Below are 24,297 nucleotides of genomic sequence, written 5' to 3'. Positions count from 1 at the left end.
GATCAAACATTCCATCCGGATGGTATTATCCGCGCCATGAAACCGACCCCCTCCTTCTCCCCGTCCGCGCTCGACGCCGCCATCCTCCGCGGACGCGACGCCCTCTCAGGCCTCCAGCAACCGGACGGCAGCTGGTGTTTCGAACTGGAATCCGACGCGACGATCACCGCGGAATACATCCTGATGATGCATTTCATGGACAAGATCGATGACGTTCGCCAGGCGCAGATGGCGCGCTACCTGCGCGCGATCCAGCGGGTCGAAACGCACGGTGCGTGGGACCTGTACGTCGACGGCGCCCCGGACATCTCGTGCAGCGTGAAGGCGTATTTCGCACTGAAGGCGGCGGGCGATTCCGAGCACGCGCCGCACATGATCCGCGCGCGGGAAGCCATCCTGAAGCTCGGCGGCGCGGCCCGGTCGAACGTGTTCACGCGCATCCTGCTCGCGACGTTCGGCCAGGTGCCGTGGCGCGCCGCGCCGTTCATGCCCGTCGAGTTCGTGCTGTTCCCGAAGTGGGTGCCGGTCTCGATGTACAAGGTCGCCTACTGGGCGCGCACGACGATGGTGCCGCTGCTCGTGCTGTGTTCGCTCCGGGCGCGCGCGCGCAATCCGCGCAACGTATCGATCGCCGAGCTCTTCGTCACGCCGCCCGACGAGGAGCGCCACTACTTTCCACCCGCCAAGGGCATGCGCCGGCTCTTTCTGGCGCTGGACCGCACGGTCCGGCATCTCGAGCCGCTGCTGCCGCGCCGCCTGCGGCAACGCGCGATCCGGCACGCCGAAGCGTGGTGCGCGGAGCGCATGAACGGCGACGACGGGCTCGGCGGCATCTTTCCGCCGATCGTGTACAGCTACCAGATGATGGGCGTGCTGGGCTACCCGGAAGACCATCCGCTGCGGCGCGACTGCGAAGACGCGCTCGAAAAGCTGCTGGTCACGCGGGCGGACGGCAGCGTGTATTGCCAGCCCTGCCTCTCCCCGGTGTGGGACACCGCGTGGAGCACGATGGCGCTCGAACAGGCTCGCGGCGCGACGCCCGCGGCGCCGGACGCGCAGACCTCCGATCGCGAGCTCGACGCGCGTATTGCGCGCGCGTACGACTGGCTGGCGACGCGCCAGGTGAACGACCTGGAAGGCGACTGGCGCGAAAACGCGCGTCCGGGCACGCAACCGGGCGGATGGGCGTTTCAGTACGCGAACCCGTACTACCCCGATATCGACGACAGCGCGGTCGTCACGGCGATGCTCGACCGCCGGGGCCGCGCGCAGGCGCGGGCATCGGGCGAGAATCCTTACGCGGAACGCGTCGCGCGCGCGCTCGACTGGATGCGCGGGCTGCAATCGCGCAACGGCGGCTTCGGCGCCTTCGATGCCGATTGCGATCGCCTGTATCTCAACGCGATTCCGTTCGCCGATCACGGCGCGCTGCTCGATCCGCCGACCGAGGATGTGTCGGGCCGCGTGCTGCTGTGCTTCGGCGTCACGAAACGCGCGGAAAACCAGGCGGCATACGCACGCTGCATCGAATACGTGAAGCGCACCCAGCAGCCCGATGGAAGCTGGTGGGGCCGCTGGGGCACGAACTACCTGTACGGCACGTGGAGCGTGCTGGCCGGCCTCGCGCTCTCCGGCGAGGACAAGTCGCAGCCCTACATCGCGCGCGCGCTCGACTGGTTGCGCGCGCACCAGCATGCGGACGGCGGCTGGGGCGAGACGAACGACAGCTACGCGGACCCGCGGCTCCGTGCGACCAATTACGGCGAGAGCACGTCGAACTGCACCGCGTGGGCGCTGCTCGCGCAGATGGCGTTCGGCGACTGGCAGTCCGATTCCGTGCGCCGCGGCATCGCCTACCTGCTGTCGGTCCAGCAGGACGACGGCTTCTGGTGGCATCGCTCGCACAATGCGCCGGGATTTCCGCGCATCTTCTACCTCAAGTATCACGGCTACACCGCGTACTTTCCGCTGTGGGCGCTCGCGCGCTATCGGCGCCTCGCCGGTGCGCAGGCCGCGCCGTCCGTGCCGGGTCCCGGTACGGCAGCAACGATCGCCGATCCGGCTCTCGCGTAACCGCGCGGCCCGGTCAGCACACGCGGCATCGCGCGAATGCCGCGCGTGCCGCGCGCCGACCGGCGGCCTATCATTGCAGCTTCGTCGACCGCGTCATTCCCGCTCATGAAAGCCCATCTGCGCATTGCCCGCCCCGTCAGCCATCTCGCCGCAACCGAGCGCATGTATTGCGACGCGTTCGGGCTCGCGGTACTTGCCAGGTTTCAGGACCACGACGGCTTCGACGGCGTGATGCTCGGGCGCGAAGGCATGGACTATCACTTCGAGTTCACGCACTGCCGAACGCACCCCGTCGCGCCGGCCCCGACGCCCGAAGACCTGATCGTCTTCTATCTGCCCGACAGCGAAACCTGGAAGGCCGCATGCGCTCGCGCGACGGCGCACGGGTTCGTCCGCGTGACGGCGTTCAATCCGTATTGGGAAGCGTCCGGCCAGACGTTCGAAGACCTCGACGGCTACCGGATCGTCCTGCAAAACGCCGCGTGGCCGCGATAAGCCGACGCATCGATATGCAGGCCTGTCAGCAGGAACTCACGTGCGGCCGCGCGACGTACACGACATGCCGGCGCAACGGATGCCCGTCCGCAAGCGCCGGATGATCGAAATCCAGCATGGGTTGCCGCTGCATGCCGATACGCTGCATCAGGCGTTGCGATCGAAGATTGGCGTCCGCGGTCCACGCGAAGATATCCGCCAGCCCGATCCGCTGAAACCCGTCGGCCAGTACGGCCGACGCTGCTTCGCTCATGTACCCGTGCCCCCGCGCGGCACGCGCTTGCCGCCATGCGATCTCCCTGCAAGGCGCCAGCGGATGAATGCCCCGGTCCTCGTGATGCAGGCCGCAGAGGCCGATCAACATGCGGTCGACCTTGCGCTCGACCGCCCACAGGCCAAAGCCGTGCGCGTCGAAATGCGCGTCGAACCGGTCGATGTCGGCGCGCGCATCGGCCACCGACATGGGGCCGCGCGCAAGCCACGTCGTCACCTCGGCATCGGCATGCATCGCCGCGAACGCGTCGGCATCACCCTGCCGCCACCGGCGCAGCGTCAGGCGTTCCGTCGCAATCTCCAAGGAAGCGCTCATTCGCTGCCCGGATCGCTTCGTCGACCGCACCACCACCGCGAAACGTTGCGCACGCGACCATCTCGCCACGCGTCACCGTCGGCACGATGCATGAAAAAAGCCGGACGAACCGGCTTCGATTGAGTACCGCGACGATCGGAAAAGCCGCATCGAAATGCAGGCCACGGCGACGCGTCGACACGCGTCACTCGTTTTCCTCGAAGTAGTGGCCAAACTTGGCCTGCTTGGTGCGGATATAGCGCTCGTTTTCCTCGCGCACCGGCACCGCCAGCGCGACCCGCTCGCACACGGGGATGCCGTGCTTCACGAGCGTGTCGAATTTCTTCGGATTGTTGCTCATCAGGCGCACCGACGTCACGCCGAGGATACGCAGGATCGCGGCGGCGGAATCGTATTCGCGCGCGTCGTCGGGCAGGCCGAGGTCGAGATTCGCTTCGACGGTATCCCGCCCCTGCTCCTGCAGCGCATACGCGCGGATCTTGTTGCTCAGGCCGATGCCGCGCCCTTCGTGGCCGCGCAGGTACAGCAGCACGCCGCGGTCTTCCGCGGCGATATAGCGCAACGCGAGATCGAGCTGCTCGCCGCAGTCGCAGCGATAGGAGCCGAACACGTCGCCGGTCAGGCATTCGGAATGCAGCCGCGTCAGCACGGACTGCTCACCGGCAACGTCGCCCATGACGAGCGCAAGGTGTTCGGCGTCGCTACCCGAGACGCGGAAAGCATACGACGTGAACGTGCCGTAGCGCGTGGGCAGCGACGCGGTTGCGACGAGCGTCACGCACTCGTCGGCCCGGCCATTGCCCTGCGTGGGCGATTGGGGACGCGAAGACATCATGAAATCAATCGAACGATCAGGAATATAGGAATTTTCTGGATGGCACGTGACGGCAGTTTACCGCTAATCTGCAATCTGTCACGCGCCGCTGCCGCGCACCCGCCTATACTGGATCAATCGGGTGCCGCGCATCACGCCCAGCCTTCCCTGCATTGTCCTGCACTCGGAGAAAGCGTATGAGCACGACTGTCGCGCAGATTCTCAAGGCCAAGCCGGATTACGGCCGCACCATCTACACCGTCAGGAAAACCGACCTCGTCTACGACGCCATCAAGCTGATGGCCGAAAAGGGCATCGGCGCGCTGCTGGTCATGGATGGCGACGACATATCCGGCATCGTCACCGAGCGCGACTACGCGCGCAAGATCGTGCTGCTGGACCGTTCGTCGAAGGCCACGCGCGTCGAGGAGATCATGACCGCGAAGGTCCGCTACGTCGAACCCTCTCAATCCAGCGACGAATGCATGGCGCTGATGACCGAGCACCGGATGCGCCACCTGCCTGTCCTCGACGACGGCAAGCTGATCGGCCTCATCTCGATCGGCGACCTCGTCAAAAGCGTGATTGCCGACCAGCAGTTCACGATCAGCCAGCTGGAGCACTACATTCACGGAACCCCGGCCGTCACGTCCGTCTGACGGCGCTCCCGGCAAAAAAGGCCCAAACGCGCGAGCGTCTGGGCTGGAAAGCCGCCGGAATGCGGCGACGGAGGTTCTGCGCCTGCTTGCGAGCGATGCGCGTGTCAGGCGCGCGTCGCTCGGCGGTGTTGGATGCGTGCGGGCAGACCCGGGCTATTCAGTTCAGTTGCCGAAGTAGACCGAATTCACGGGATTCGGCGCTTCCCGCATCGGGCGGCCCGACTGCGCCGCGCCGGTTGCCACGGCGCCGTAGCCGCTCGTATCGGCGTGCGCGAGCATCGGCTGGCTCGGCTGGATCCGCTGCTCGACGGCCTGGATGTCGGCCGGATACTGCGAATCGGCAGTCTGGGGCTTGTAGCCGTTCTGCTCGAGCCGGACGAGTTCCGCCTTGACCTGGTCGCGGGTCAAGCCCTGCTCCGGCTGCGCGAACGACGCAATTGGCGTGGCGAGGACGGAAGCGGCAATCGCTGCGTAGATGATCGACTTCATGATGACTTACCTCCGAGTGTGTTTTGTTTTGCACGTCGCTTCCGGCAGGGTTGTCTGAAGCGATTGAGTTCAGTCTAGTCGCCGCACGACCGAGGGGAAACCCTTGGTTTGAACATACTGCGTTGCGTTTTTGGCAAATATCGGACGCTTCTTGGTCGTCATACCCTGCTCACTTACGCCAATCCGACAACAATCCCTGACAAATCGCTGACACATCGATCAACGGTTTTCCCCGGGTGTTGTACAATCGAAAGGTTTTATCCGACTGACGAATTCTCACCCACCATGCGCGCACGCCTGCTTTCCGCTGTTTCGCCGTCCCGTCCGGACGGCGTGCGCGCGTTCGCCGGCAACCCGGCGCATCCCCTCGCTCGACGCGCGGCCCAGGCTCCGCTCGCCCCTGCCCGGCGCTTGATCTGACCAGCCAGTCTCCACCCGGAGCCAAGTCAGACAGGCTCCGGGCGATCCACGTAGGTAAGCCCCGCCTGCCCCTGCCGATCATTTGGAGAACTGCCATGAAACAACGCCTTTATCAGCTGACCGAACTCGACGTCGCACGCCTCGAGAAACATGCCGAACACAACCCGCGCTTCCAGGCGATGCTCGACGCATTGCTCGAACGCGCCGATATCGTCCAGCCCGACGCCATCAAGGCGAACGTCGTCACGATGAACTCGCAGATCACGCTGCTCGACGAGACGAACCACGAGAAGACGACCTGGACGCTTGTCTATCCGGAGGAAGCCAATCTCGAGCAAGGACGCTTGAACGTCTTTTCGCCGGTCGGCATGGCGCTGCTGGGCACGCAGCGCGGCCAGCTGGTGAAGGTGATGCAGCCGAGCGGCACGGAAAAGCTGATGAAGGTCGTGGAAATCGTGTTCCAGCCGGAGGCCAACGGCGAATACACGCGTTGACGTGACTGCGTGAGCAGAAAGCAGCGGCTCCGCCGTCTGCCACAAATGGAAAAAGCGAGGCATCCGGACTGGATGCCTCGCTTTTTTCTGCCTGGGTCACAGACGAAAAAAAAAGGCGCCCGAAGGCGCCTTTTTCAGAGCTGGTTACCCAGCTGTCACGCTTAGAAGCGGTGACGCAGACCAACCGTTGCTGCGGTTTGGTTGATCGACGTGCTCGGCAGCGTGTTGTTGTCGCCGTTGTAGATCGAAGCCGATGCGTTCTTCGACGAACGCTGGTACACAGCCTGTGCGTACACGTCGGTGCGCTTCGACAGCGCGTAGTCAGCTTGCAGGCCGAACTGGTTCCAGTGCAGGCTTTCGCTACCAGCCTTCGCGTTCGTGTACGTGTAAGCAGCACCCAGGCCGAGAGCCGGCGTCAGGTTGTACTTCGCGTTGACTTCGTAGTTGTCGGTGCGCAGCGAACCCGAAATACCGGTAATGTTGTCGAGACGCGATTGCGTCCATGCTGCACCGACTTGTGCCGGGCCGAATGCGTACGCAGCAGCAACACCGTACGTACGGTTGCGGGCCGGGGTAAGCGTAACTGCCTTGCCGTTCGCGTCGAACGGCTGGCTAACTGCACCCGTGTTGGTCACACCTGCATTGTTCGCTTGCGCGTACGCTGCACCCAGCTTCAGGCCCTGGAACTGGTACGACAGACCGGCGCTGTATGCGCGGTTGTTGCCGAAGTTCGTGTCGTTCGAGAACGAGTACGTGCCGCCGAATTGCAGGCCAGCGTAGTTTGCGCTCGTGAACTTGACGGTGTTGTTCAGTGCGACGTCACCGTTCGTGCTCAGACGGTCGTTGTTGCCAACGTGCGCGAAGTACGTGCCACCCCAGGTGCCCGTTGCGGTCAGCGGCGCCAGGTAGTCTTGAACTGCGTCATACTGCTTGCCCAGCGTGACCGTGCCGTACTGGCTCGACAGGCCGACGAACGCCTGACGGTTGAACATGCCCTTGTTGTTCGAGAGGCCACCGTTGCCGAGGTTGAAGCCGCTTTCCAACGTGAAGATTGCCTTCAGGCCGCCACCGAGGTCTTCCGAACCACGCAGGCCGAAGCGGCTTTGGTCAATGCCGCTGCCCATCGAGAAGCGCGACTTGCCATTGCCGCCAGCGGTCGGCTGAACGTTGCTTTGGTAGGTGATGCCTGCGTCCAGCACGCCGTACAGCGTGACGCTGCTTTGCGCGTGAGCGACGGTTGCGAACGATGCTGCAGCTGCTGCAACGATCAGAGTCTTGTTCATTCGTGGAGCTCCCTTCTATCAAAAGAGGCAGGTCTCGCGACCTTGTTCATAAACGGTCTGCAACCACCCGGAAACGCCATCGGTCCTGCTGGCTGCGCCCGGATGGTTGCCCGTTTGGGAACCGTGAGTTTAGGGGTGTACCCTAGGGCCGCCATTCGCAAATAAAGAAATAAGCTTTTCCAGAACTAGAAATAATGAAAACAGGGCCGCGTCATAAGTATTTGTTTTGACGATTCTTTTTGGCGTCTTGACGGGGGCTTTTTGGTTGCATTCATAGCAACATTCTTCCGTGTCACCGTCTTGACGGTTGCATAGAAACAACAAACGGAATCGTACAAACGACACAAATCCGGCAATTTTTACCTGTTTCAATCTCAAATATTGAGTTTCCGGGGCCCGGAACGGGCGCACGGACGGCAAACTTCCGACGAATGGTCGCAACGCAGGTGATTCCATCTATCCACGGCCCGCGGCGTCATCCGCGTAATCGAGGCGGCCGTGACACGCCGTAACAGCCTTAACCGGGCGCGTAACCCGACCGTTGCGCAGGCAGGCTAAGGTACGACGAACCCGACAGCAGAACAGGACACGCGATGAATCGACGCTCGTTGTTGCGCGCCATCGGACTGACCGCCGCCTTTGCCGGCAGCGCCGCATGGCTGCGCACCGCCTCGGCCCAGCCCGCTCCGCCCGTCTACCGGCCGTCCGGCCCCCACCGCGTGCCAGGCGGCCCGCCCTACGACAGCCGCCCGGGCGTCGCGCCGCCGCCGCGGCGCCATGACCGCCGCCCGCCGCCGCCACGGCCGCACGGCTATCTCTGGACGGACGGCTACTGGCGCTGGCAAGGCGGGCAATATATATGGATCCCCGGCCGCTGGATCGCGCGACGCCCCGGTCATCGCTGGATTCCCGGCTACTGGCGGCGGCAGGGGCCGACATGGGCATACGTCGACGGGTACTGGCGCTAGCCGGAAGCCGCACGTTCACGTCGCCCTGCCCGCCGACACGCCGCACGCAAGAATCGCGAAACAGCAACGGCCCGATCGGGCCGCCGCCCGCGCGCCACGCAAGACGTTCGGATGACGAAACCAGCCTGCCTGGCCGATGCAGCATGCGGAACAAGGCACGGCACGCCGAACGTCATTACCCTCGGAATCGCCGCTAACGCGCGTCGCCGTCACGCTCACGCACGTGACGGCGCGCATCGCAGATCGCGCGATGGTTCTCGTCCGCCCACCGGATCAGCGTACGCATGGGCACGAGAAACGACCGACCGAGCGCGGTCAGCTCGTACTCGACGCGAGGCGGCACCTCGGCGAACAGCGTGCGGCTGACGAAGCCGTCCTGCTCCAGCCGCTTGAGCGTGCGCGACAGCATCTGCCTGGAAATGTCGCCGATCGCACGGCCGAGCTCATTGAAACGCAGGGTTCCGTCGGCGAGCGCCTCGAGCACGAGCAGGCTCCACTGGTCGCCGATCCGGTCGAGCACGTCGCGGATCGGGCACGGCTGGTCGAACGCGACCGGTTCGTCGGCGGAGGAGGTCGGCAATGCCTGAATGTCTTTCACGGGAATGAATGCGGTCACCGCGGCGTGACCTGTTCACGCCGCGGTGACTTCTTGTGACGGTTGTGCGGCCACTGTACCATTCCGGCGACTCGGATCCGGCCTGCTTCGCCTGTTCTACGAAGCATGTCGACAACGCCCGGATGGCGCATCTCACGCCGTATCCGAACCACCGCAGACAACGACGCCAACGACTTCATCAGGAGACCTTCGCGTCGAGGTCGGCGACAGCACCCGCAGACAAGGAACACGCTCATGACCCCATCCCGCTCGCCCCTTCGCTTCCTCGCCATCGGCATCGGCCTGCTGGCCGGCGCCACGGCTGCGCTGGCCAATCCGCCGACGTCGCGCAACCCGGCAGCCGAGGAAGCGAACCGCCAGCTCGTGCTGACGTTCTACGACCGCTTCTTCAACCGGCACGAGATCGCCGCGGCCGCGACCGTCGTGGCGGACGACTACAAACAGCACAATCCCTACGTGCCGGACGGCAAGCAGCCGTTCGTCTCGTATTTCACCGGCGCCTTCAAGGACAATCCGCAATCGCGCGCGCGGATCGTGCGCAGCGCGGCCGACGGCGATCTCGTCTACCTGCACGTCCACTCGACCGAGCATCCGGGCGATCGCGGGCAAGCGGTCATCGACATTTTCCGCGTGAAGGACGGCAAGATCGTCGAGCACTGGGACGTGATCCAGCCGGTGCCGGAAAAATCCGCGAACGCGAACACGATGTTCTGACCGTCATCGGATCAGGTCGAGCTTCAGCACCTGTTCCGTCGTCAGAACGTCGCCAAAGGTATCGTCGAGCGCGGCCAGCGTCGCGCGATGCAGTACGTCGTGCGACACCACGTTGCCGTCCGCCGTATCGAGGTCGCGCGTCGCGCACGCGTCGTCGACGACGATGACCGCGTAGCCGAGCGGCACCGCATCGCGCGCCGCGCCGGCCACGCACGCATGCGTCATCAGTCCGGTCACGATCAGCGTGTCGATGCCCGCGGCCTTGAGGCGCACGTCGAGATCGGTCGTCGGAAACACGCTGACGGACGTCTTCTTCACCACCGCATGATGCGGCGCCGGCTGCAGGTCGGCGTGCAGCCGGATGCCGTCGCTTGCATCGGCGAAGATCGGGCTGTCGGCCGCCGCGACGTGCTGGACGTGGAATACCGGCATGCCCGCGCGATCCGCCAGCGCGATCAGGCGTTGCGCGTTGCGCAGCGCGCGCAGGCCGTCCGGGATCGGAAGCCGGCCGCTGAAGTATTCATTCTGGAAATCGATGACCAGCAGCGCCGTGCCGTCGGCCCGGATCGACTGGGGCGCGGTCGCGCCGGCCAGGGTGCGGATGGTGGGATGTTGCATGCGTCGCTCTCTCGATGTGGATGGGAAACGGAACGGCATCGCCCGGCCTGCGCCGGCCGTGCCGTTCGCGGCGCAAGCCGCGAGGCGCCAGTGTCGGGCCGCGCGGCGGCACGCGACAGCGGCCCGCGGGACAACATCGGAAAGGATCGGGCCAACCGGACGTCGGGGACGGCGGCCCGCACTGCGCGATGCCGACGACAGCACGCCGCCGGCCGGCCCCGTGTCTTCAGGCAAGCGACGCGCGACGGGAACGCGTCGCCGGGGCGGCGACCGGGCCGCCGCGAGCGCCGGCACGCGGCAGCCCGCCACCTCATCCCGCGTCACCGCCGCGCAATCGGCGCATCCGGCCCTGCCCCCGACGGCCAGCCGCCCGCGAGCGCCTTGTACAGCGCGACCGTCGCGTCCGCGCTGCGCATCCGGCCGTCGGCCGCCGCGTCCTGCGCCTGCAGCAGCGTGCGTTCCGCGTCGAGCACCTCGTAGTAGTCGATCGCCCCCGCGGTAAACCGCGCATGCGCGAGCTGCGCGGCGCGTGCGCTGTCGGTCGCCGCACGCTCCAGATGCGTGGTTTCGTCGCGCGTGCGCGCGGCGCGCAGCAGCGCGTTCTCCGTTTCCTCGAGCGCGCCGAGCACCGTCTGCCGGTATTGCGCGAGCTGGCCGGCCGCATCCGCGTTGCTCGCCGCGAGCCGCGCGCGCACGCGGCCGACATCGAGGAACGACCAGTCGACGCCAAGCGCGATCAGGTTCGTGTCGCTGCCCGAGCGAAAGAAGCCGTAGCTGCTCGTCATGCTGCCGAGCAGCCCGGTCAACGTGAAGCGCGGGAACAGGTCCGCGGTCGCGACGCCGACCCGCGCGGTGGCCGCGTGCAGGCGCGCCTCGGCCGCCGCAACGTCCGGACGCCGGCGCAGCAGGTCGCCCGGCGTGCCGGGGTCGATGTCCGCGACGAGCGCGGGCAGCGGCGCGGGCGCATCGAGCTCGCCGATCAGCGCGCCCGGCGGCTGGCCCGTCAGCACCGCGAGCCGGTGCTCGTCGACGCCGATCGCCGCCTCGTAGACGGCGATCCGCGACGTCGTCGATTCGACCTGCGCGCGGGCGCGCGCGGCGTCCAGCTCCGAGCCGCGCCCCGCGCCAACGCGCGCATCGATCAGCGCAAGGGTCTGCCGCTGGTTGTCGGCGTTCTCGCGCGCGATCCGCAACCGTTCCTGCGAGCCGCGCAGGTCGACATAGGCGCGCGCGACCTCGCCCGCGATCGCGATCCGCACCGCGCGGACGTCCGCCGCGCTCGCGGCCGTTTCCGCGCGCTGCGCTTCGACCGCGCGCCGCACACGGCCGAACAGGTCGAGCTCCCACGCGGCGTTGATGCCGACGCTCGACGTCGGCCTGTCGCGCTGGTCGCGCGGCGCGCCGAACGCCTGGTCCTTGCTCATCAGTTGATGGCCGACCTGCCCGCTCGCGGTGATGGTCGGAATCTGGTCGAAGCGGGTCTCGCGCAGCAGCGCGTTCGACGCGTCGTAGCGCGACACCGCGAGTCGCAGGTCCTGGTTCGCGGCGAGCGCCGCGTCAATCAGGCGGGTCAGCGCGGGATCGCCGAAGCCGCGCCAGAATGCGGCATCCGCGTCCGCGGACGTGCCGGCCGGCGCCGTGTCACGCTGCGTCGCCGGCAATGCGTCGCGCGCGAACCGCGCGGAAACCGCCGACGCGGGCCGCTCGTAGTCGGGACCGACCGCGCACGCGGCAAGCGCCAGCGACGTCGCGAGCGCGGAAAGACGAAACACTGCGCTCATCGGTTTTCTCCTTCGAGGGTGGCATGCTGTTCGCTCCAGACGGCCGGCGTGCCGCCCGCGAGCTTGCGGATCGCAACGTAGAACACCGGCGTCAGGAACAGTCCGAACAGCGTGACGCCGAGCATCCCCGCGAACACGGTGACGCCGGTGGCCGCACGCACTTCGCTGCCCGCGCCGCTGCCGATCAGCAGCGGCACCGAGCCGGCGATGAACGCGACCGACGTCATCACGATCGGGCGCAGCCGCAGCCGGCACGCTTCGAGCGCGGCCTCGACGATCCCCTGCCCCTGGATCTCCAGCTCGCGCGCGAACTCGACGATCAGGATCGCGTTCTTGCACGCCAGCCCCATCAGCACGACGAGACCGACCTGCACGAACACGTTGTTGTCGCCGCCCGACAGCCACACGCCGAACAGCGCCGCGCACATGCACACCGGCACGATCAGGATCACCGCGAGCGGCAGCGTCCAGCTTTCGTACAACGATGCGAGCACGAGGAACACCAGCATCACCGCGAGCGGGAACACGACGATCGCCGCGTTGCTCTGCGTGACCTGCTGGTAGCTGAGGTCGGTCCATTCGAGCGTGATGCCCGGCGGCAGCACGTCCTTCGCGATCTGCTCGAGCTTCGCGATCGCCTGCGCGGACGACATCACCTTCGGGTCCGCGTCGCCGATCAGGTCCGCGGCCGGATAGCCGTTGTAGCGGACCACCGGGTCCGGCCCGTAGGTCGGCTCGACGGTCACCATCGAGCCGATCGGCACCATCTCCCCTTTCGCGTTGCGCGTGCGCAGGTTCGCGATGTCCTCCGCGGTCTGCCGATGGCCGGCGTCCGCCTGCGCCATCACGCGGTAGACGCGGCCGAACAGGTTGAAGTCGTTCACGTAGATCGAGCCGAGATAGACCTGCAGCGTGCTGAACAGGTCGGTCAGCGCGACGCCCTGCGCCTTCGCCTTCAACCGGTCGACCTTCACTTCGAGCTGCGGGATGTTCGCCTGGTACGAGCTGACCGGATAGCGCATCCCCGGCGTCTTCGCGACTGCGGCCTGGAACGCGGTCAGCGCGCTCTGCAGCGCGCCGTAGCCGAGGCCCGCGCGATCCTCCAGGTACAGCGAATAGCCCGACCCGTTGCCGAGCCCCTCGATCGGCGGCGGCATCATCGCGTATGCGATGCCGCCATGGATCGCCGCGAACCGCGCGCCGAGTTCGGCATTGATCCGTGCGGCGTTGCGCTTGCGCTGGTCGAACGGCTTGAGGATGACGTACGAGTTCGTGATGTTCGGCGTGTTCACGCCCTGCAGCGCGTTCAGGCCCGAGAAGCCCGCCACCATTTCGACGCCTTCGGTGCTGCGCGCGATCCGCGCCATCTCCTCCGCCACCGCGTTCGTGCGCGACAGCGACGCGCCTTCGGGCAGCTTCGCGCCGGCGAACAGGTACAGCTTGTCCTGGACCGGGATGAAACCGCCCGGCACCGTGTTGAACAGCAGCGCCGTCGCCGCGAGCAGCGCCGCATAGACGACGAACACCGCGCCGCGCCGCTTCAGCGAGCGCCCGACGACGCCGTGATAGCGGTCCGAGCTGCGCTCGAAGAAGCGGTTGAACGGACGGAACAGCCAGCCGAACGCGCGATCGAGCGCGCGCGTGAGCGCGTCCGGCCGCGCGCCGTGCGGGCGCAACAGCTTCGCGGCGAGCGCGGGCGACAGCGTCAGCGAGTTGATCGCGGAGATCACCGTCGAGATCGCGATCGTCACCGCGAACTGCTTGTAGAACTGGCCCGTGACGCCCGACAGGAACGCCATCGGCACGAACACCGCGCACAGCACCAGCGCGATCGCGACGATCGGGCCCGACACCTCCTTCATCGCCTGGTGCGCGGCGTCGCGCGGGCTCAGCCCCTGCGCGATGTTGCGCTCGACGTTCTCGACGACGACGATCGCATCGTCGACGACGATCCCGATCGCCAGCACGAGCCCGAACAGCGTCAGCGTGTTGATCGAATAGCCGAGCAGCAGCAGCCACGCGAACGTGCCGACCACCGACACCGGCACCGCGACGAGCGGAATGATCGACGCACGCCACGTCTGCAGGAACAGGATCACGACGAACACGACCAGCACGACCGCCTCGATCAGCGTGTGCTGGACCGCGCGAATCGATTCGCGCACGAACACCGTCGGGTCCCACACGGACCGGTACGCGATGCCGGGCGGGAAGCGCTTCGACAGCTCGTCGAGCTTCGCGTACACCGCCTTCGCGACGTCGAGCGCATTCGCGCCCGGCGACAGGAACACGCCGACCACCGCCGATTGCTTGTCGTTGAAGAACGACCGCAGCGTATAGTCGCCGGCGCCCAGTTCGAGCCGCGCGACGTCGGACAGCTTGACGACCTGGCCGTCGTCGCCGTTGCGCAGCACGATGTCGCCGAATTCCTGCACCGTGCGCAGCCGGCCGCGCACGTTGATCGATACGAGGAAGTCGGTCGCCTTCGGCGACGGCTCCGCGCCGAGCTGGCCCGCCGACACCTGCACGTTCTGCTCGCGCACCGCGGCGATCGCGTCGCTCGCGGTCAGCCCGCGCGACGCGAGCCGGTTCGGGTCGAGCCAGATCCGCATCGCATAGTCGCCGGAGCCGTACACGCCGACGTCGCCGATGCCGGTGATCCGCGACAGCTCGTCCTTCACGTGCAGCGTCAGGTAGTTGCGCAGGTACAGCGAATCACGGCTGTTGTCGGGCGAGTAGAGGCTCACGTACATCAGCGGCGTCGGCGATTGCTTCTGCGTCGTCACGCCGTACTGGCGCACCTCGTCGGGCAGGCGCGACAGCGCCTGGCTCACGCGGTTCTGCACGCGCACCGCGGCCGTGTCCGGATCGACGCCCGGCACGAACGTGACGACCACCTGCAGGCTGCCGTCGGAGCCGGCCACCGACTTCATGTACATGATCCCTTCGACGCCGTTGATCGCCTCCTCGAGCGGCTCGGCAACCGATTCGGCGATGGCCTTCGGGTTCGCGCCCGGATACGTCGCGCGCACCACGACGCTCGGCGGCACGACTTCCGGATACTCGCCCGCGGGCAGCATCGGAATCGCGATCAGCCCGAGCGCGAAGGTGACGATCGACAGCACGACCGCGAAGATCGGCCGGTCGATGAAGAAACGGGAGAAATCCATGTTCGTCCTCCCGTTATTGCGCCGCGGGCGCGGCGGCTTCGACGGACGCGGCCTGCATGCCGGCGACGGGCCGCGCGGCCAGCGTCTTCGGCTTCACCGGCGCGCCCGGATAGTAGACCCGCTGCACGCCGTCGACGATCACGCGATCGCCCGCCTTCAGCCCCTTCTCGACGATCCGCTCGCCGTCCAGCACGCGGCCGATCGTCACGTCGCGGCGCAGCGCCTTGTCGCCCGGGCCGATCACGTATACGTACTTGCGGTCCTGGTCGGTCAGCACCGCCTTGTCGTCGACCAGCAGCGCGTCTTCGTCGCGGCCGCTGACGAGCTGCACGCGCGCATAGAGGCCCGGCGTGAACGTGCGGTCGGCGTTGGCCAGCCGCACGCGCGCGCGGATCGTGCCGGTCGCCGGGTCGAGCCGGTTGTCGAGGAAGTCGACCGTGCCCGCGTGCGGGAAGCCCGTCTCGTTCGCGAGCCCGACGCGCACCGGATCGGCGCCGATCGCACGATGCTGCGGATCGGCGCGCCGCGCGTTGTAGCGCAGGTAGCTCTGCTCGTCGCAGTCGAAGTACACATAGACGGGATCCTGCGATACGACCGTCGTGAGCAGCGTGTCGTCGGCGCGGGCGAGGTTGCCGACCGTCGCCATCGCGCGGCCGACGCGGCCGGCGATCGGCGCGCGCACCTCGGTGAAGCCGAGATTCAGTTGCGCGTCGGCGACGGCGGCGTCGGCCGCCTGCAGGTCGGCACGCGCCTGCGCATCGGCGGCGCGCGCGTTGTCGAGCTCCTCCTGCGACGTCGCGTGCGAATCGATCAGCGTCTGCACGCGCTTGAGCTGTACCTGCGCGAGACCGGCCGCCGCGCGGGCGCGCTGCCGCTGCGCGATCGCACGGTCGAGCGCGATCCGGTACGGGCGCGGATCGATCACGAACAGCACCGCGCCTTGCGGCACGAGGTCGCCCTCCTTGTAGGCGACGCGCTGCAGGTAGCCGCTCACGCGCGGCCGCAGCTCGACCGCGTCGACCGCTTCGACGCGGCCGTTGAACGTGTCGGCAAGACGCACCGTGCGCGGCGCGATCGTCGCGACGCCGACTTCGGGGGGAGGTTGGGCCGGCGGGTCGCCGTTGCCGTCATGACAGCCGGACAACGCAAGCAGCAGCACGCAGACGGCGCCCAGCGGCGCCGTCCTGTGAACGGGAAGAGAGAGCATGGAGCCTCGCGGTACGTTAAACTGCCGCGTAGCTTAAAAGTTGAAGTTAACTTTAAGTCAAGTTTTCCAGGAGGACGTCATGGGTACTGCGGAAGAGTCGAAAGGGCCGTTGCTGTCGATCCGCGAAGTCGCGGCGCGCAGCGGCGTGCCGGCGTCGTCGCTGCGCTTCTACGAATCGCGCGGCCTCATCAAGTCGCATCGCAGCGGTTCGAGCCATCGCCAGTATTCGCGCTCGGTGCTGCGCCTGATCGCGTTCATCGTGTTCGCGCAGAAGATCGGCTACTCGCTCGACGAGATCGCCGAACAACTCGTGAGCCTGCCGGTCGACACGCTGCCGACCAACAAGGACTGGCAGCGGCTGTCGCAGGGATGGAAGAAGCGCGTCGCCGACCGGATCGAGGAATTGCAGCGGCTCTACATCAATCTCGACGAGTGCATCGGCTGCGGCTGCCTGTCGCTGAAGCGCTGCAAGCTGACGAACCCCGAGGATCGCGCGGGCCGGCGCGGGCCCGGGGCGCGGCGGTGGCTCGGGGATCCGCCGCCGGATTGAATGTCCGCGGGCATCCGGACACGATGCGGCGACACAGGTGCAAATGGACGACGTGCGCGGCACTGGAGACCGACGGGCGGCGTCGCGCCGCGACGTCCGTTGCCGGCCGGGGGCATCCCCCACCCGGCCGAACGCCATCGCGAATGGCCGCCGGCTCGACGGCGGCTCAAGCGGCGCCGGCCGTCATCGCGGCGCCGGCGCGCCGGGCCCCAGCAGGTCGAATGCCGTCGCGAGCACGGCTGCCTTGAATTGCTCGGGTCGTGACGGCAGCGGCGTGAACTCCCGCACCAGGTGACTGTAGGACACAGTCATGTTGATCGCGTTCTCGAGCATGAAGAACGTCACATCGGGATCCGCCATCCTGATCTCGCCGGCGTCGGCCGCATCGACCAGCAGCGGAATGAACACCGCGCGGTACGGTCGCACCAGCCGCTCCAGCAGCAGGTTGAGCCGTTCACCCTGCTCCGTCGTCGCGGTCGAGAAGAACATGCCGATGTCCGGTTCGGCGAAGGCCAGGTCGACACCCGCCGCAAGCGCGCGCTCGACGCGCGCCCGGTACGACAGCGACGACGTTCTCAGCGCGCCCACCTCGGCAAACAACGGCGCCACCAGCTCCGAGATCTGTTCGACGACCGCGCTCCAGAGCGTCTCCTTGGTTCCGAAATGATGCGCGATCAGCGCCGCATCCACTTCCAGTTCGCGCGCGATCTCCCGCACGCTCGTCGCGTCGTAGCCGCGCTTCGCGAACGTGCGCCGCGCCGCGCGCAGGATGACGTCCGGCCCGACGGACGCGTCCGGCAAAGGCCGCCCGCGCGTGCGCCGCCTCGACGGCGATCGCCCAGAGACATCAGCCACGTTTTCCTCGCCCCCTTCCACTTTTCGATTGCCCAGTCGATCCATCGGCCCCGGCTCCCGGGACCGCACTCTCTCCGGCCTCGGTTGACACGCCAAGTCGCGAAGCGCTAGGATCATACCTTATTCATCACTCGATGATTTAACAATGTCAGCGACATCCGAGCCCGTACGTATCGTCATTGTCGGCGGCGGCATCGCCGGATTGCAGCTTGCGACCCGCCTGGGCGAGCGGCTCGGCAAGACCGGCCGCGCGCAGGTCACGGTCGTCGACCGCAGCCCGACCCACGTGTGGAAGCCCACGCTGCACACGATCGCGGCCGGCACGCGCGATATCCAGCAACAGCAGGTGATCTTCGTCGCCCATGCGCGCGAGCACGGCTACACATACCAGCCCGGCGAACTTCAGGGCCTCGATCGCGCACGGCGGCGCGTGCAGCTTGGCGAGATCCGCTCGCAGGACGGCGAACTGGTGCTCGAAGCGCGCGAGCTCGAATACGACGTGCTGGTCCTCGCGCTCGGCAGCCAGGCCAACGATTTCGGCGTGCCGGGCGTGCGCGGGCACTGCTACTTCATCGACAGCCAGCGGCAGGCCGAGACCTTCAACGAAGCGTTGCGGATGCGCGTGTTTCGCAGCGTCGCGCGCGACGAGCCGTTGCGCGTCGCGATCGTCGGCGCGGGTGCGACCGGGGTGGAACTCGCGGCGGAGCTGAGCCGGCTTCTGGAAGTCGCGCAAGCTTACGGCGACGCGACGGTGCGCGAGCGGCTGCAGCTCACGCTGCTCGAAAGCGGCCCGCGCATCCTCGCCGCGTTTCCGCCGAGGATTTCCGCGTCCGCGCAGCGGCGGCTCGAACAGATCGGCTTTCAAGTGCTGACGTCGACGCGCGTGACGTCGGCCGACGCGCACGGCTTCCATTATGGCGACGGCTCGTTCGCTGAAGCGGACCTGATGGTCTGGGCGGCCGGCGTGAAGGCGCCCGATTTCATGCAGGCGCTGGGCGGGCTCGACACGAACCGCGCAAACCAGATCGTCATCGGGCCCACGCTGCAGGCGACGGGCGACGAGCGCGTGTTCGCGATCGGCGATTGCGCGAGCCTGCTGCCCGACGGCCACGAGCGGCCGCTGCCGCCCACCGCGCAGGTCGCGACGCAGCAGGCCGAGCATCTTGCGAAGCACCTGCCCGCGTGGCTCGACGGCAAGCCGATGCCGGCCTTCGCGTTCCACGATTTCGGTGCGCTCGTGTCGATCAGCGACTACGACGCGTTCGGCACGCTCGGGCAATTCGGCTTCTTCCGCGGCGGCTTCATCCAGGGGCGTTTCGCGCAGTTCAGCCACCTGATGCTGTACCGGCGGCACCAGCAGGCGCTGCACGGCTTCCCCAAGGCCACGCTGCTGTGGCTCGCGGAACGGATCAACGGCTGCGTACGGCCGCGCATCCGCCTGTCGTGATGCCGCGCGTCGCGGCATCGCGTAACGTTTCGAGGAAATCAGACATGAACGACAGTGCAGCGCCCTGGCTCAGGACCGTCGCCGCGATCGGCAGCTTCGATATGCCGGGCGCGCCCCGGCGACGCAGCATCGCGCGCGACCGGCTTCCGTCGTGGGACGCGGCGAGCCGGCCGACGATCAGCGTGCTCGAACGCCCGACGCCCGACACCGTGATGATTTCGTGGTGCGACGCGTGCACCGGGCATTACGGCTACCAGAAGTGGCGGCTGCTCACGACGCGGCGGTGTGGCACCTGTGCGCTGTCGGGGCGGCCGATCGAGATCGGCGACAGCGTATATTCGCCGCAACTGCTGGGATCGACGCCGGGCAACGCCGCCGCGATGGTGCTGGCGACGTGCATCGATGCGGCCCGGGCCGCCGAGGCGGCTTGAGTTCAGGCAGCGGCTGCACGATCGGCGTCGCGGGCCGGCTCGCTCATCTGCCTTTCGGCTTCGGCTTCGGCATCGAGCCGCGCCGCGTTCGCTTCAGCCTCCGCTTCCGACATCAGCGCGCCTTCCCACTTCGCGACCACCGCGCTGGCGATCGAGTTGCCCACCGCGTTCGTTGCCGAACGCCCCATGTCGAGGAACGTGTCGACGCCGAGGATCAGCAGCAGCCCCGCTTCCGGAATGTTGAACTGGTGCAGGGTCGCCGCGATCACGACGAGCGACGCGCGCGGCACGCCGGCCATCCCTTTCGACGTCAGCATCAGGATCAGCAGCATCGTGACCTGCGTGCCGAGCGACAGGTGAATGCCGTATGCCTGCGCGATGAACAGCGACGCGAACGTGCAGTACATCATCGAGCCATCGAGGTTGAATGAATAGCCCATCGGCATCACGAAGCTCGAGATCTTGCGCCGGACGCCGAAACGGTCGAGTGCGTCGAGGATCTTCGGATACGCGGCCTCCGAGCTCGCGGTGGCGAACGACAGCATGAACGCTTCCTTGATCAGCGCGAGCAGCCTGAACACGCGACGGCCGAGGAACAGCAGCCCGGCGACGACGAGCACGCTCCACAGCAGGAACAGGCTCACGTAGAAATCACCCATGAACACCGCGAATTTCAGCAGGATCGACAGGCCGTTGATCGCGACGGTCGACGCCATCGCGGCCAGCACCGCGAGCGGCGCAAGCTTCATCACATAGCCGGTAACCTTGAGCATCACGTGCGCGAGCTGGTCGATCGCCGCGACGAGGATCTTGCCGCGTTCGCCGAGCGCCGCGAGCGCGACGCCGAAGAACATCGAGAACACGACGATCTGCAGGATCTCGTTGTTCGTCATCGCCTCGGCGAACGACTTCGGCACCATGTGGCCGACGAAATCCTTCAACGTGAACTTGGACGTCGCGAGATGCGCGGACGCGCCGATATCCGGCAGCGGCAGCCCCAGGGCCTCGCCGGGCCGCAGCAGGTTCGCCATCAGCAGCCCGAGCAGCAGCGAAATCAGCGACGCGGTGACGAACCAGCCGAGCGCCTTCACGAACACGCGCCCCACGGACGACGCGTCGCCCATGTGCGCGATGCCGACGACCAGCGTCGAGAACACCAGCGGACCGATCACCATCTTGATCAGGCGCAGGAACACGTCGGACACCAGCGAGATGTAGCCGGCGATCTCCGCCGCGGACTGCGTGTCCGGGAACTGCGTATGGATCATGTAGCCGATCAGGATGCCGGCCGCCATCGCGAGCAGGATCCAGCCTGCCGCGGACATTCGTTTGTTCATGGCGTGATTCGGCGCGCGTGACGGCGCCGGAAGAATGAAGAGGGAGATGAAATGGCGCGCCCCATGCCTTGCGATGGGACGCGCGCTGCGAACGGATCGTGCCGTCGTGAACGTCGAGCGCCGCACCCGGCGCCGGGGTCAGTAACCGATCGCCGATCCGGCCGGGCGGCGCGGGTCGTTGGAGCCGTAGACGAAGCCGGCCCGGACGTTGCCGGACACCGACGAGTCGTTCCCGGAGCTCTGCCGGCTCGCCGCTTCGGTGCCGGGCAGGCCGACCAGGATCAGCTCGGCCGCGCCCCACGGCGTCTGCTCGACCATCTTGTAGCCCATGTTGCGCAGGATCGCGAGCGTATCGGGCGACAGGCCATAGGTTTCGTAATAGACCTCGTCGGGCAGCCACTGGTGGTGGATGCGGGGCGCATCGACCGCATCCTGCGGCGCCATCCCGTAGTCGATCACGTTCAGCACCGTCTGCAGCGTGATCGTGATGATGCGCGAGCCGCCCGGCGAACCGACCACCATGAACACCTTGCCGTCCTTCGTCACGATGGTCGGCGCCATCGACGACAGCGGGCGCTTGCCCGGCGCGATCGAATTGCGGGTGCCCTGCACCAGGCCGAACAGGTTCTGCGCGCCGACCTTCACGGTGAAGTCGTCCATCTCGTCATTCAGGAAGAAACCCGTCCCCGGCGGAATGACCACGGCGCCGAAGCGGCCGTTCACCGTGTAAGTCGTCGACACCGCGTTGCCGGCCCGATCGATGATCGAATAGTGCGTGGTCTCCGGCTTCTCGTGCACGCCGACGCCAGGCTGCACGTCGACCGACGGCGTCGCCGTGTCGGCGTGGATGCTCTTGCGGATTTCCGCCGCGTATTCCTTGCTCGTCAGCTTCGCGACCGGATTGTCGATGAAGTTCGGATCGCCGAGCAGCGTGTTGCGATCCTCGTACGCATGCCGCATCGCTTCGGTCATGTAGTGGATCGACGCCGCCGAGTGGTAGCCCAGCTTGCGCAGGTCATACCCTTCGAGGATGTTCAGCGTCTCGCACATCGTCACGCCGCCGGAACTCGGGGGCGGCGCCGACACGAACTCGTAGCCGCGATACGTGCATTTCAGCGGCGCCAGGTCTTCCGCGCGATAGGACGCGAAATCGCTCGCCGCGATCAGGCCGCCGGCGCGCTTCGACGCGGCCTCGACGATCTTCGGAATCTCGCCGTGATAGAACGCATCGGGCCCCTGCTCCGCGATTCGCTCCAGCGTGCGGGCCAGATCCTTCTGTACCAGGCGATCGCCCGGCTGCAACGGCGTGCCGTCGGGGCGCAGGAAGATGCGGGCCGCTTCCGGGTCCGCCTTGAAACGCTGGATCGTCGTGTCGAGGATGTCCGTATCGGCGCGCGTCAGGATGAACCCGTCGCGCGCGAGCCGGATCGCGGGCGCCATCACCTGCCTGCGGGTCAGCTTCCCGTATTTGCGCAGCGCGAGATCGAGGCCGGCGACCGTGCCCGGCACGCCGACGGCGCGATAGCCGTACAGGCTTTCGTTCGGGCGGACATTGCCCGACGCATCGAGATACATGTTCGCGGAGGCCGCGGCCGGCGCGGTCTCGCGGAAATTGATGAACCGGTCCCGGCCATCGGCCAGGTGGAGGGTCATGAAACCACCGCCGCCGATATTGCCGCAGCACGAATTGGTCACCGCCTGCGCATAGCCGACCGCCACGGCGGCGTCCACCGCGTTGCCGCCCGCCTTCAGGATGTCGACGCCGATTTGCGATGCGAGGTGCTGCGACGAGACGACCATGCCGTTCTTCGCTTCGATCGCGGGTTCCGAAGCGGCGAACGCGCACAAGTGCATTGCCGACAACAGGGTGAGTACAACGAGCCGCCTCATGACGGAATCCTCCAGACAAATTACCGGGCCAGACCGGAATGCGCAGCTGCCGGCCGCCATGCCGACGCTGCGAATATTTCGTGTAATAAACAGTACAAACCAGCGAGGGCGCGATCATAGCACGCGGAATTTCACATCAAAAACCTAGGGTTATCACTGAATATCGGCGAAATTGACGACAAAGAGCGCTATTCGAAATGTTTGATTCATTACACGCTCGAATGAAGACGCCGCCAGTCGATGCGTCCCTCAAATATTGGCCGGCGGCCCGATACCGGTCCGCCGATGGGCTAACATGCGTGGGTTCGCCGGCGGACGCAGGTCTGCCGTTTGTCATTCGGATCTGAAAAGCTGGAGTGCCCGATGGGGACGAGCATCAGGGCGTTGCTGCTATCCCAGATGGATAGCTTCACGCCGTCGGAACAGAAGGTCGCGCACGCGCTGCTGGATCGCTATCCCAGCCTCGGGCTGGGGCCCATCGCGCACTTTGCGAAGCAGGCCGAGGTCAGCGACCCGACCGTGTTTCGCTTCGTCGTCAGAATCGGCTTTGCCAATTACTCGTCGTTCCAGCAGGCGCTGTACGACGAAATCGACACCGCGATGAACTCGCCGCTCGCGCGGATGGATGCGTTCCATTCCGCATCCGGCATGCGCGACAGTCATGCGGCGATCTTTCAACGGCTCTCCCGGTCGCTGGCCACCACGATCGAAGGGCTCGACGCAGCCGCCTTCGACGAAGCGGTGACGCTGCTGGCGCAGCCGGACAGCCGCATCTTCTGCGGCGGCGGGCGCTACACGGCGCCGCTCGCTTCGCTGTTCTCCTTTACCCTCGCCTATGCACGCCCGCATGTTCAGCATGTCGAACCGAACGTCAACCTGGCGTCGGTCGCCCTGGCGGACATGGGCGCCAGCGACGTGCTCGTCATCTTCGATTTTCGCCGTTACCAGAAAGACAGCATCCGGTTCGCGCAAGCCGCGCACCGGCTCGGCACCCGGATCCTGCTGATCACCGACGAATGGAACTCGCCGATCAGCGAGTTCGCCGAGATCGTGCTCCGGATCCAGGGGCGCCCTTTCGCAATGCTGCAGACCAACGTGCCCGCGCTTGCGCTCGCCGAAGCACTCGTGATCGGCGTGACGAACCAGCATCCGGAACTGGCGAGGCAGCGGATGGAGAAGATCGAATATCTCAACACGGGGGGAATCGAACAGGATACGAACCAGCGGGATTTGCCCGAGTGATCGTCAACCGAAGCGATTGCAGCGCCTCGCAGGCCGCCGGCTCACCTCGCCATTCGCGGGAATAAATTCGTCGCTTCGCCGGTATCTCACGCGAAAGCGCCGGTTTATTCCCGGACGATCCGGCCGTCCGGTTTCGTCATACGATTGCGAGGATG

The 24,297-nt window shown here is 66.6% G+C and carries 22 protein-coding genes; 10 read left to right on the top strand and 12 right to left on the bottom strand.

All coding sequences use genetic code 11. The features are described from left to right. Positions 1–36: 36 nt before the first annotated feature. Positions 37–2,073 carry a squalene--hopene cyclase gene (shc, locus tag ACFIMZ_RS24270; RefSeq protein WP_431824838.1) on the top strand — a complete coding sequence of 679 codons (2,037 nt, stop codon included), beginning with the start codon at positions 37–39 and terminating at the stop codon, positions 2,071–2,073. Positions 2,074–2,178: 105 nt separating this feature from the next. Next, positions 2,179–2,568 (top strand): VOC family protein, encoded by a 390-nt coding sequence (locus tag ACFIMZ_RS24265; RefSeq protein WP_431824837.1) that lies wholly within the window; start codon positions 2,179–2,181, stop codon positions 2,566–2,568. 25 nt (positions 2,569–2,593) lie between these two features. On the opposite strand, the gene ACFIMZ_RS24260 is transcribed toward ACFIMZ_RS24265, so the two are convergent. Further along, positions 2,594–3,193 (bottom strand): GNAT family N-acetyltransferase, encoded by a 600-nt coding sequence (locus ACFIMZ_RS24260; RefSeq protein ID WP_431824836.1) that lies wholly within the window; start codon positions 3,191–3,193, stop codon positions 2,594–2,596. A 148-nt stretch (positions 3,194–3,341) separates the two neighbouring features. Then, positions 3,342–3,992 carry a GTP cyclohydrolase II gene (ribA, locus tag ACFIMZ_RS24255; RefSeq protein ID WP_059612592.1) on the bottom strand — a complete coding sequence of 217 codons (651 nt, stop codon included), beginning with the start codon at positions 3,990–3,992 and terminating at the stop codon, positions 3,342–3,344. 176 nt (positions 3,993–4,168) lie between these two features. On the opposite strand from ribA, the gene ACFIMZ_RS24250 reads away from it, so the two are divergent. Continuing rightward, positions 4,169–4,630 carry a CBS domain-containing protein gene (locus ACFIMZ_RS24250; RefSeq protein WP_431824835.1) on the top strand — a complete coding sequence of 154 codons (462 nt, stop codon included), beginning with the start codon at positions 4,169–4,171 and terminating at the stop codon, positions 4,628–4,630. A 162-nt stretch (positions 4,631–4,792) separates the two neighbouring features. Here the strand turns inward: ACFIMZ_RS24250 and ACFIMZ_RS24245 are convergent, their stop codons facing one another. Continuing rightward, on the bottom strand, positions 4,793–5,119 hold the full coding sequence (locus ACFIMZ_RS24245; RefSeq protein ID WP_431824834.1) for a DUF4148 domain-containing protein: 327 nt from the start codon (positions 5,117–5,119) through the stop codon (positions 4,793–4,795). A gap of 515 nt (positions 5,120–5,634) precedes the next feature. Here ACFIMZ_RS24245 and ACFIMZ_RS24240 point away from each other — a divergent pair. After that, a complete protein-coding gene (locus ACFIMZ_RS24240; RefSeq protein WP_431824833.1) occupies positions 5,635–6,033 on the top strand; it encodes a GreA/GreB family elongation factor in 399 nt (132 codons plus the stop codon). 161 nt (positions 6,034–6,194) lie between these two features. Here ACFIMZ_RS24240 and ACFIMZ_RS24235 read toward each other — a convergent pair whose 3' ends face one another. Beyond that, entirely contained in the window at positions 6,195–7,316 is a 1,122-nt protein-coding gene (locus ACFIMZ_RS24235; RefSeq protein ID WP_431824832.1) for a porin, read from the bottom strand. A 593-nt stretch (positions 7,317–7,909) separates the two neighbouring features. On the opposite strand from ACFIMZ_RS24235, the gene ACFIMZ_RS24230 reads away from it, so the two are divergent. Beyond that, on the top strand, positions 7,910–8,284 hold the full coding sequence (locus ACFIMZ_RS24230; protein WP_431824831.1) for a hypothetical protein: 375 nt from the start codon (positions 7,910–7,912) through the stop codon (positions 8,282–8,284). A 193-nt stretch (positions 8,285–8,477) separates the two neighbouring features. Here the strand turns inward: ACFIMZ_RS24230 and ACFIMZ_RS24225 are convergent, their stop codons facing one another. Then, positions 8,478–8,864 carry a winged helix-turn-helix transcriptional regulator gene (locus tag ACFIMZ_RS24225; RefSeq protein ID WP_431825349.1) on the bottom strand — a complete coding sequence of 129 codons (387 nt, stop codon included), beginning with the start codon at positions 8,862–8,864 and terminating at the stop codon, positions 8,478–8,480. Positions 8,865–9,134: 270 nt separating this feature from the next. Here ACFIMZ_RS24225 and ACFIMZ_RS24220 point away from each other — a divergent pair, with 270 nt between their 5' ends. Beyond that, positions 9,135–9,614, top strand: coding sequence for a nuclear transport factor 2 family protein (locus ACFIMZ_RS24220; RefSeq protein ID WP_431824830.1), 480 nt, complete (start codon positions 9,135–9,137; stop codon positions 9,612–9,614). Between the two features lie 3 nt (positions 9,615–9,617). Here the strand turns inward: ACFIMZ_RS24220 and ACFIMZ_RS24215 are convergent, their stop codons facing one another. The 4 genes from ACFIMZ_RS24215 to ACFIMZ_RS24200 form a co-directional block, all read right to left on the bottom strand. After that, entirely contained in the window at positions 9,618–10,232 is a 615-nt protein-coding gene (locus ACFIMZ_RS24215) for a cysteine hydrolase family protein (protein WP_431824829.1), read from the bottom strand. A 320-nt stretch (positions 10,233–10,552) separates the two neighbouring features. Continuing rightward, a complete protein-coding gene (locus ACFIMZ_RS24210; protein ID WP_431824828.1) occupies positions 10,553–12,013 on the bottom strand; it encodes an efflux transporter outer membrane subunit in 1,461 nt (486 codons plus the stop codon). Then, a complete protein-coding gene (locus ACFIMZ_RS24205) occupies positions 12,010–15,183 on the bottom strand; it encodes an efflux RND transporter permease subunit (protein WP_431824827.1) in 3,174 nt (1,057 codons plus the stop codon). The genes ACFIMZ_RS24210 and ACFIMZ_RS24205 overlap by 4 nt, the downstream gene beginning before the upstream one ends. A 13-nt stretch (positions 15,184–15,196) precedes the next feature. Continuing rightward, positions 15,197–16,390 carry an efflux RND transporter periplasmic adaptor subunit gene (locus ACFIMZ_RS24200; RefSeq protein WP_431824826.1) on the bottom strand — a complete coding sequence of 398 codons (1,194 nt, stop codon included), beginning with the start codon at positions 16,388–16,390 and terminating at the stop codon, positions 15,197–15,199. A gap of 79 nt (positions 16,391–16,469) precedes the next feature. Between ACFIMZ_RS24200 and soxR the strand changes: the two genes are divergently transcribed. Further along, positions 16,470–16,940: a redox-sensitive transcriptional activator SoxR gene (soxR, locus tag ACFIMZ_RS24195; RefSeq protein WP_431824825.1), complete on the top strand. Its 471-nt coding sequence runs from the start codon at positions 16,470–16,472 to the stop codon at positions 16,938–16,940. A 183-nt stretch (positions 16,941–17,123) separates the two neighbouring features. Here the strand turns inward: soxR and ACFIMZ_RS24190 are convergent, their stop codons facing one another. Continuing rightward, complete coding sequence (locus ACFIMZ_RS24190) at positions 17,124–17,795, bottom strand: TetR/AcrR family transcriptional regulator (protein ID WP_431825348.1); 672 nt, start codon at positions 17,793–17,795, stop codon at positions 17,124–17,126. Between the two features lie 145 nt (positions 17,796–17,940). On the opposite strand from ACFIMZ_RS24190, the gene ACFIMZ_RS24185 reads away from it, so the two are divergent. Continuing rightward, on the top strand, positions 17,941–19,242 hold the full coding sequence (locus ACFIMZ_RS24185; protein ID WP_431824824.1) for an NAD(P)/FAD-dependent oxidoreductase: 1,302 nt from the start codon (positions 17,941–17,943) through the stop codon (positions 19,240–19,242). A 44-nt stretch (positions 19,243–19,286) separates the two neighbouring features. Next, positions 19,287–19,673: a DUF3331 domain-containing protein gene (locus ACFIMZ_RS24180; RefSeq protein WP_431824823.1), complete on the top strand. Its 387-nt coding sequence runs from the start codon at positions 19,287–19,289 to the stop codon at positions 19,671–19,673. Positions 19,674–19,675: 2 nt separating this feature from the next. On the opposite strand, the gene ACFIMZ_RS24175 is transcribed toward ACFIMZ_RS24180, so the two are convergent. Next, a complete protein-coding gene (locus ACFIMZ_RS24175) occupies positions 19,676–21,010 on the bottom strand; it encodes a dicarboxylate/amino acid:cation symporter (RefSeq protein ID WP_431824822.1) in 1,335 nt (444 codons plus the stop codon). A 138-nt stretch (positions 21,011–21,148) separates the two neighbouring features. Continuing rightward, positions 21,149–22,900: a gamma-glutamyltransferase gene (gene ggt, locus ACFIMZ_RS24170; protein WP_431824821.1), complete on the bottom strand. Its 1,752-nt coding sequence runs from the start codon at positions 22,898–22,900 to the stop codon at positions 21,149–21,151. A gap of 363 nt (positions 22,901–23,263) precedes the next feature. Here ggt and ACFIMZ_RS24165 point away from each other — a divergent pair, with 363 nt between their 5' ends. Then, positions 23,264–24,142, top strand: a complete 879-nt coding sequence (locus tag ACFIMZ_RS24165) for a MurR/RpiR family transcriptional regulator (protein WP_431824820.1) — start codon at positions 23,264–23,266, stop codon at positions 24,140–24,142. The last annotated feature ends 155 nt before the right edge of the window (positions 24,143–24,297 follow it).

This window comes from Burkholderia sp. F1 (assembly GCF_050813845.1).
GTDB classification, from domain to species: Bacteria; Pseudomonadota; Gammaproteobacteria; order Burkholderiales; family Burkholderiaceae; genus Burkholderia; species Burkholderia ubonensis.
The sequence above is the reverse complement of the archived record's forward strand: the minus strand, read 5'-3'. Positions and strand labels throughout refer to the sequence as shown.

What these genes read in the sequence shown, in the direction of transcription:
- ACFIMZ_RS24205 (WP_431824827.1), bottom strand. Translation starts at nt 15,183, where the DNA reads ATGGATTTCTCCCGTTTCTTCATCGACCGGCCGATCTTCGCGGTCGTG.
- shc (WP_431824838.1), top strand. Translation starts at nt 37, where the DNA reads ATGAAACCGACCCCCTCCTTCTCCCCGTCCGCGCTCGACGCCGCCATC.
- soxR (WP_431824825.1), top strand. Translation starts at nt 16,470, where the DNA reads ATGGGTACTGCGGAAGAGTCGAAAGGGCCGTTGCTGTCGATCCGCGAA.
- ribA (WP_059612592.1), bottom strand. Translation starts at nt 3,992, where the DNA reads ATGATGTCTTCGCGTCCCCAATCGCCCACGCAGGGCAATGGCCGGGCC.
- ACFIMZ_RS24235 (WP_431824832.1), bottom strand. Translation starts at nt 7,316, where the DNA reads ATGAACAAGACTCTGATCGTTGCAGCAGCTGCAGCATCGTTCGCAACC.
- ACFIMZ_RS24175 (WP_431824822.1), bottom strand. Translation starts at nt 21,010, where the DNA reads ATGAACAAACGAATGTCCGCGGCAGGCTGGATCCTGCTCGCGATGGCG.
- ACFIMZ_RS24245 (WP_431824834.1), bottom strand. Translation starts at nt 5,119, where the DNA reads ATGAAGTCGATCATCTACGCAGCGATTGCCGCTTCCGTCCTCGCCACG.
- ACFIMZ_RS24220 (WP_431824830.1), top strand. Translation starts at nt 9,135, where the DNA reads ATGACCCCATCCCGCTCGCCCCTTCGCTTCCTCGCCATCGGCATCGGC.
- ACFIMZ_RS24250 (WP_431824835.1), top strand. Translation starts at nt 4,169, where the DNA reads ATGAGCACGACTGTCGCGCAGATTCTCAAGGCCAAGCCGGATTACGGC.
- ACFIMZ_RS24215 (WP_431824829.1), bottom strand. Translation starts at nt 10,232, where the DNA reads ATGCAACATCCCACCATCCGCACCCTGGCCGGCGCGACCGCGCCCCAG.
- ACFIMZ_RS24265 (WP_431824837.1), top strand. Translation starts at nt 2,179, where the DNA reads ATGAAAGCCCATCTGCGCATTGCCCGCCCCGTCAGCCATCTCGCCGCA.
- ACFIMZ_RS24210 (WP_431824828.1), bottom strand. Translation starts at nt 12,013, where the DNA reads ATGAGCGCAGTGTTTCGTCTTTCCGCGCTCGCGACGTCGCTGGCGCTT.
- ACFIMZ_RS24240 (WP_431824833.1), top strand. Translation starts at nt 5,635, where the DNA reads ATGAAACAACGCCTTTATCAGCTGACCGAACTCGACGTCGCACGCCTC.
- ACFIMZ_RS24165 (WP_431824820.1), top strand. Translation starts at nt 23,264, where the DNA reads ATGGGGACGAGCATCAGGGCGTTGCTGCTATCCCAGATGGATAGCTTC.
- ggt (WP_431824821.1), bottom strand. Translation starts at nt 22,900, where the DNA reads ATGAGGCGGCTCGTTGTACTCACCCTGTTGTCGGCAATGCACTTGTGC.
- ACFIMZ_RS24180 (WP_431824823.1), top strand. Translation starts at nt 19,287, where the DNA reads ATGAACGACAGTGCAGCGCCCTGGCTCAGGACCGTCGCCGCGATCGGC.
- ACFIMZ_RS24200 (WP_431824826.1), bottom strand. Translation starts at nt 16,390, where the DNA reads ATGCTCTCTCTTCCCGTTCACAGGACGGCGCCGCTGGGCGCCGTCTGC.
- ACFIMZ_RS24230 (WP_431824831.1), top strand. Translation starts at nt 7,910, where the DNA reads ATGAATCGACGCTCGTTGTTGCGCGCCATCGGACTGACCGCCGCCTTT.
- ACFIMZ_RS24185 (WP_431824824.1), top strand. Translation starts at nt 17,941, where the DNA reads ATGTCAGCGACATCCGAGCCCGTACGTATCGTCATTGTCGGCGGCGGC.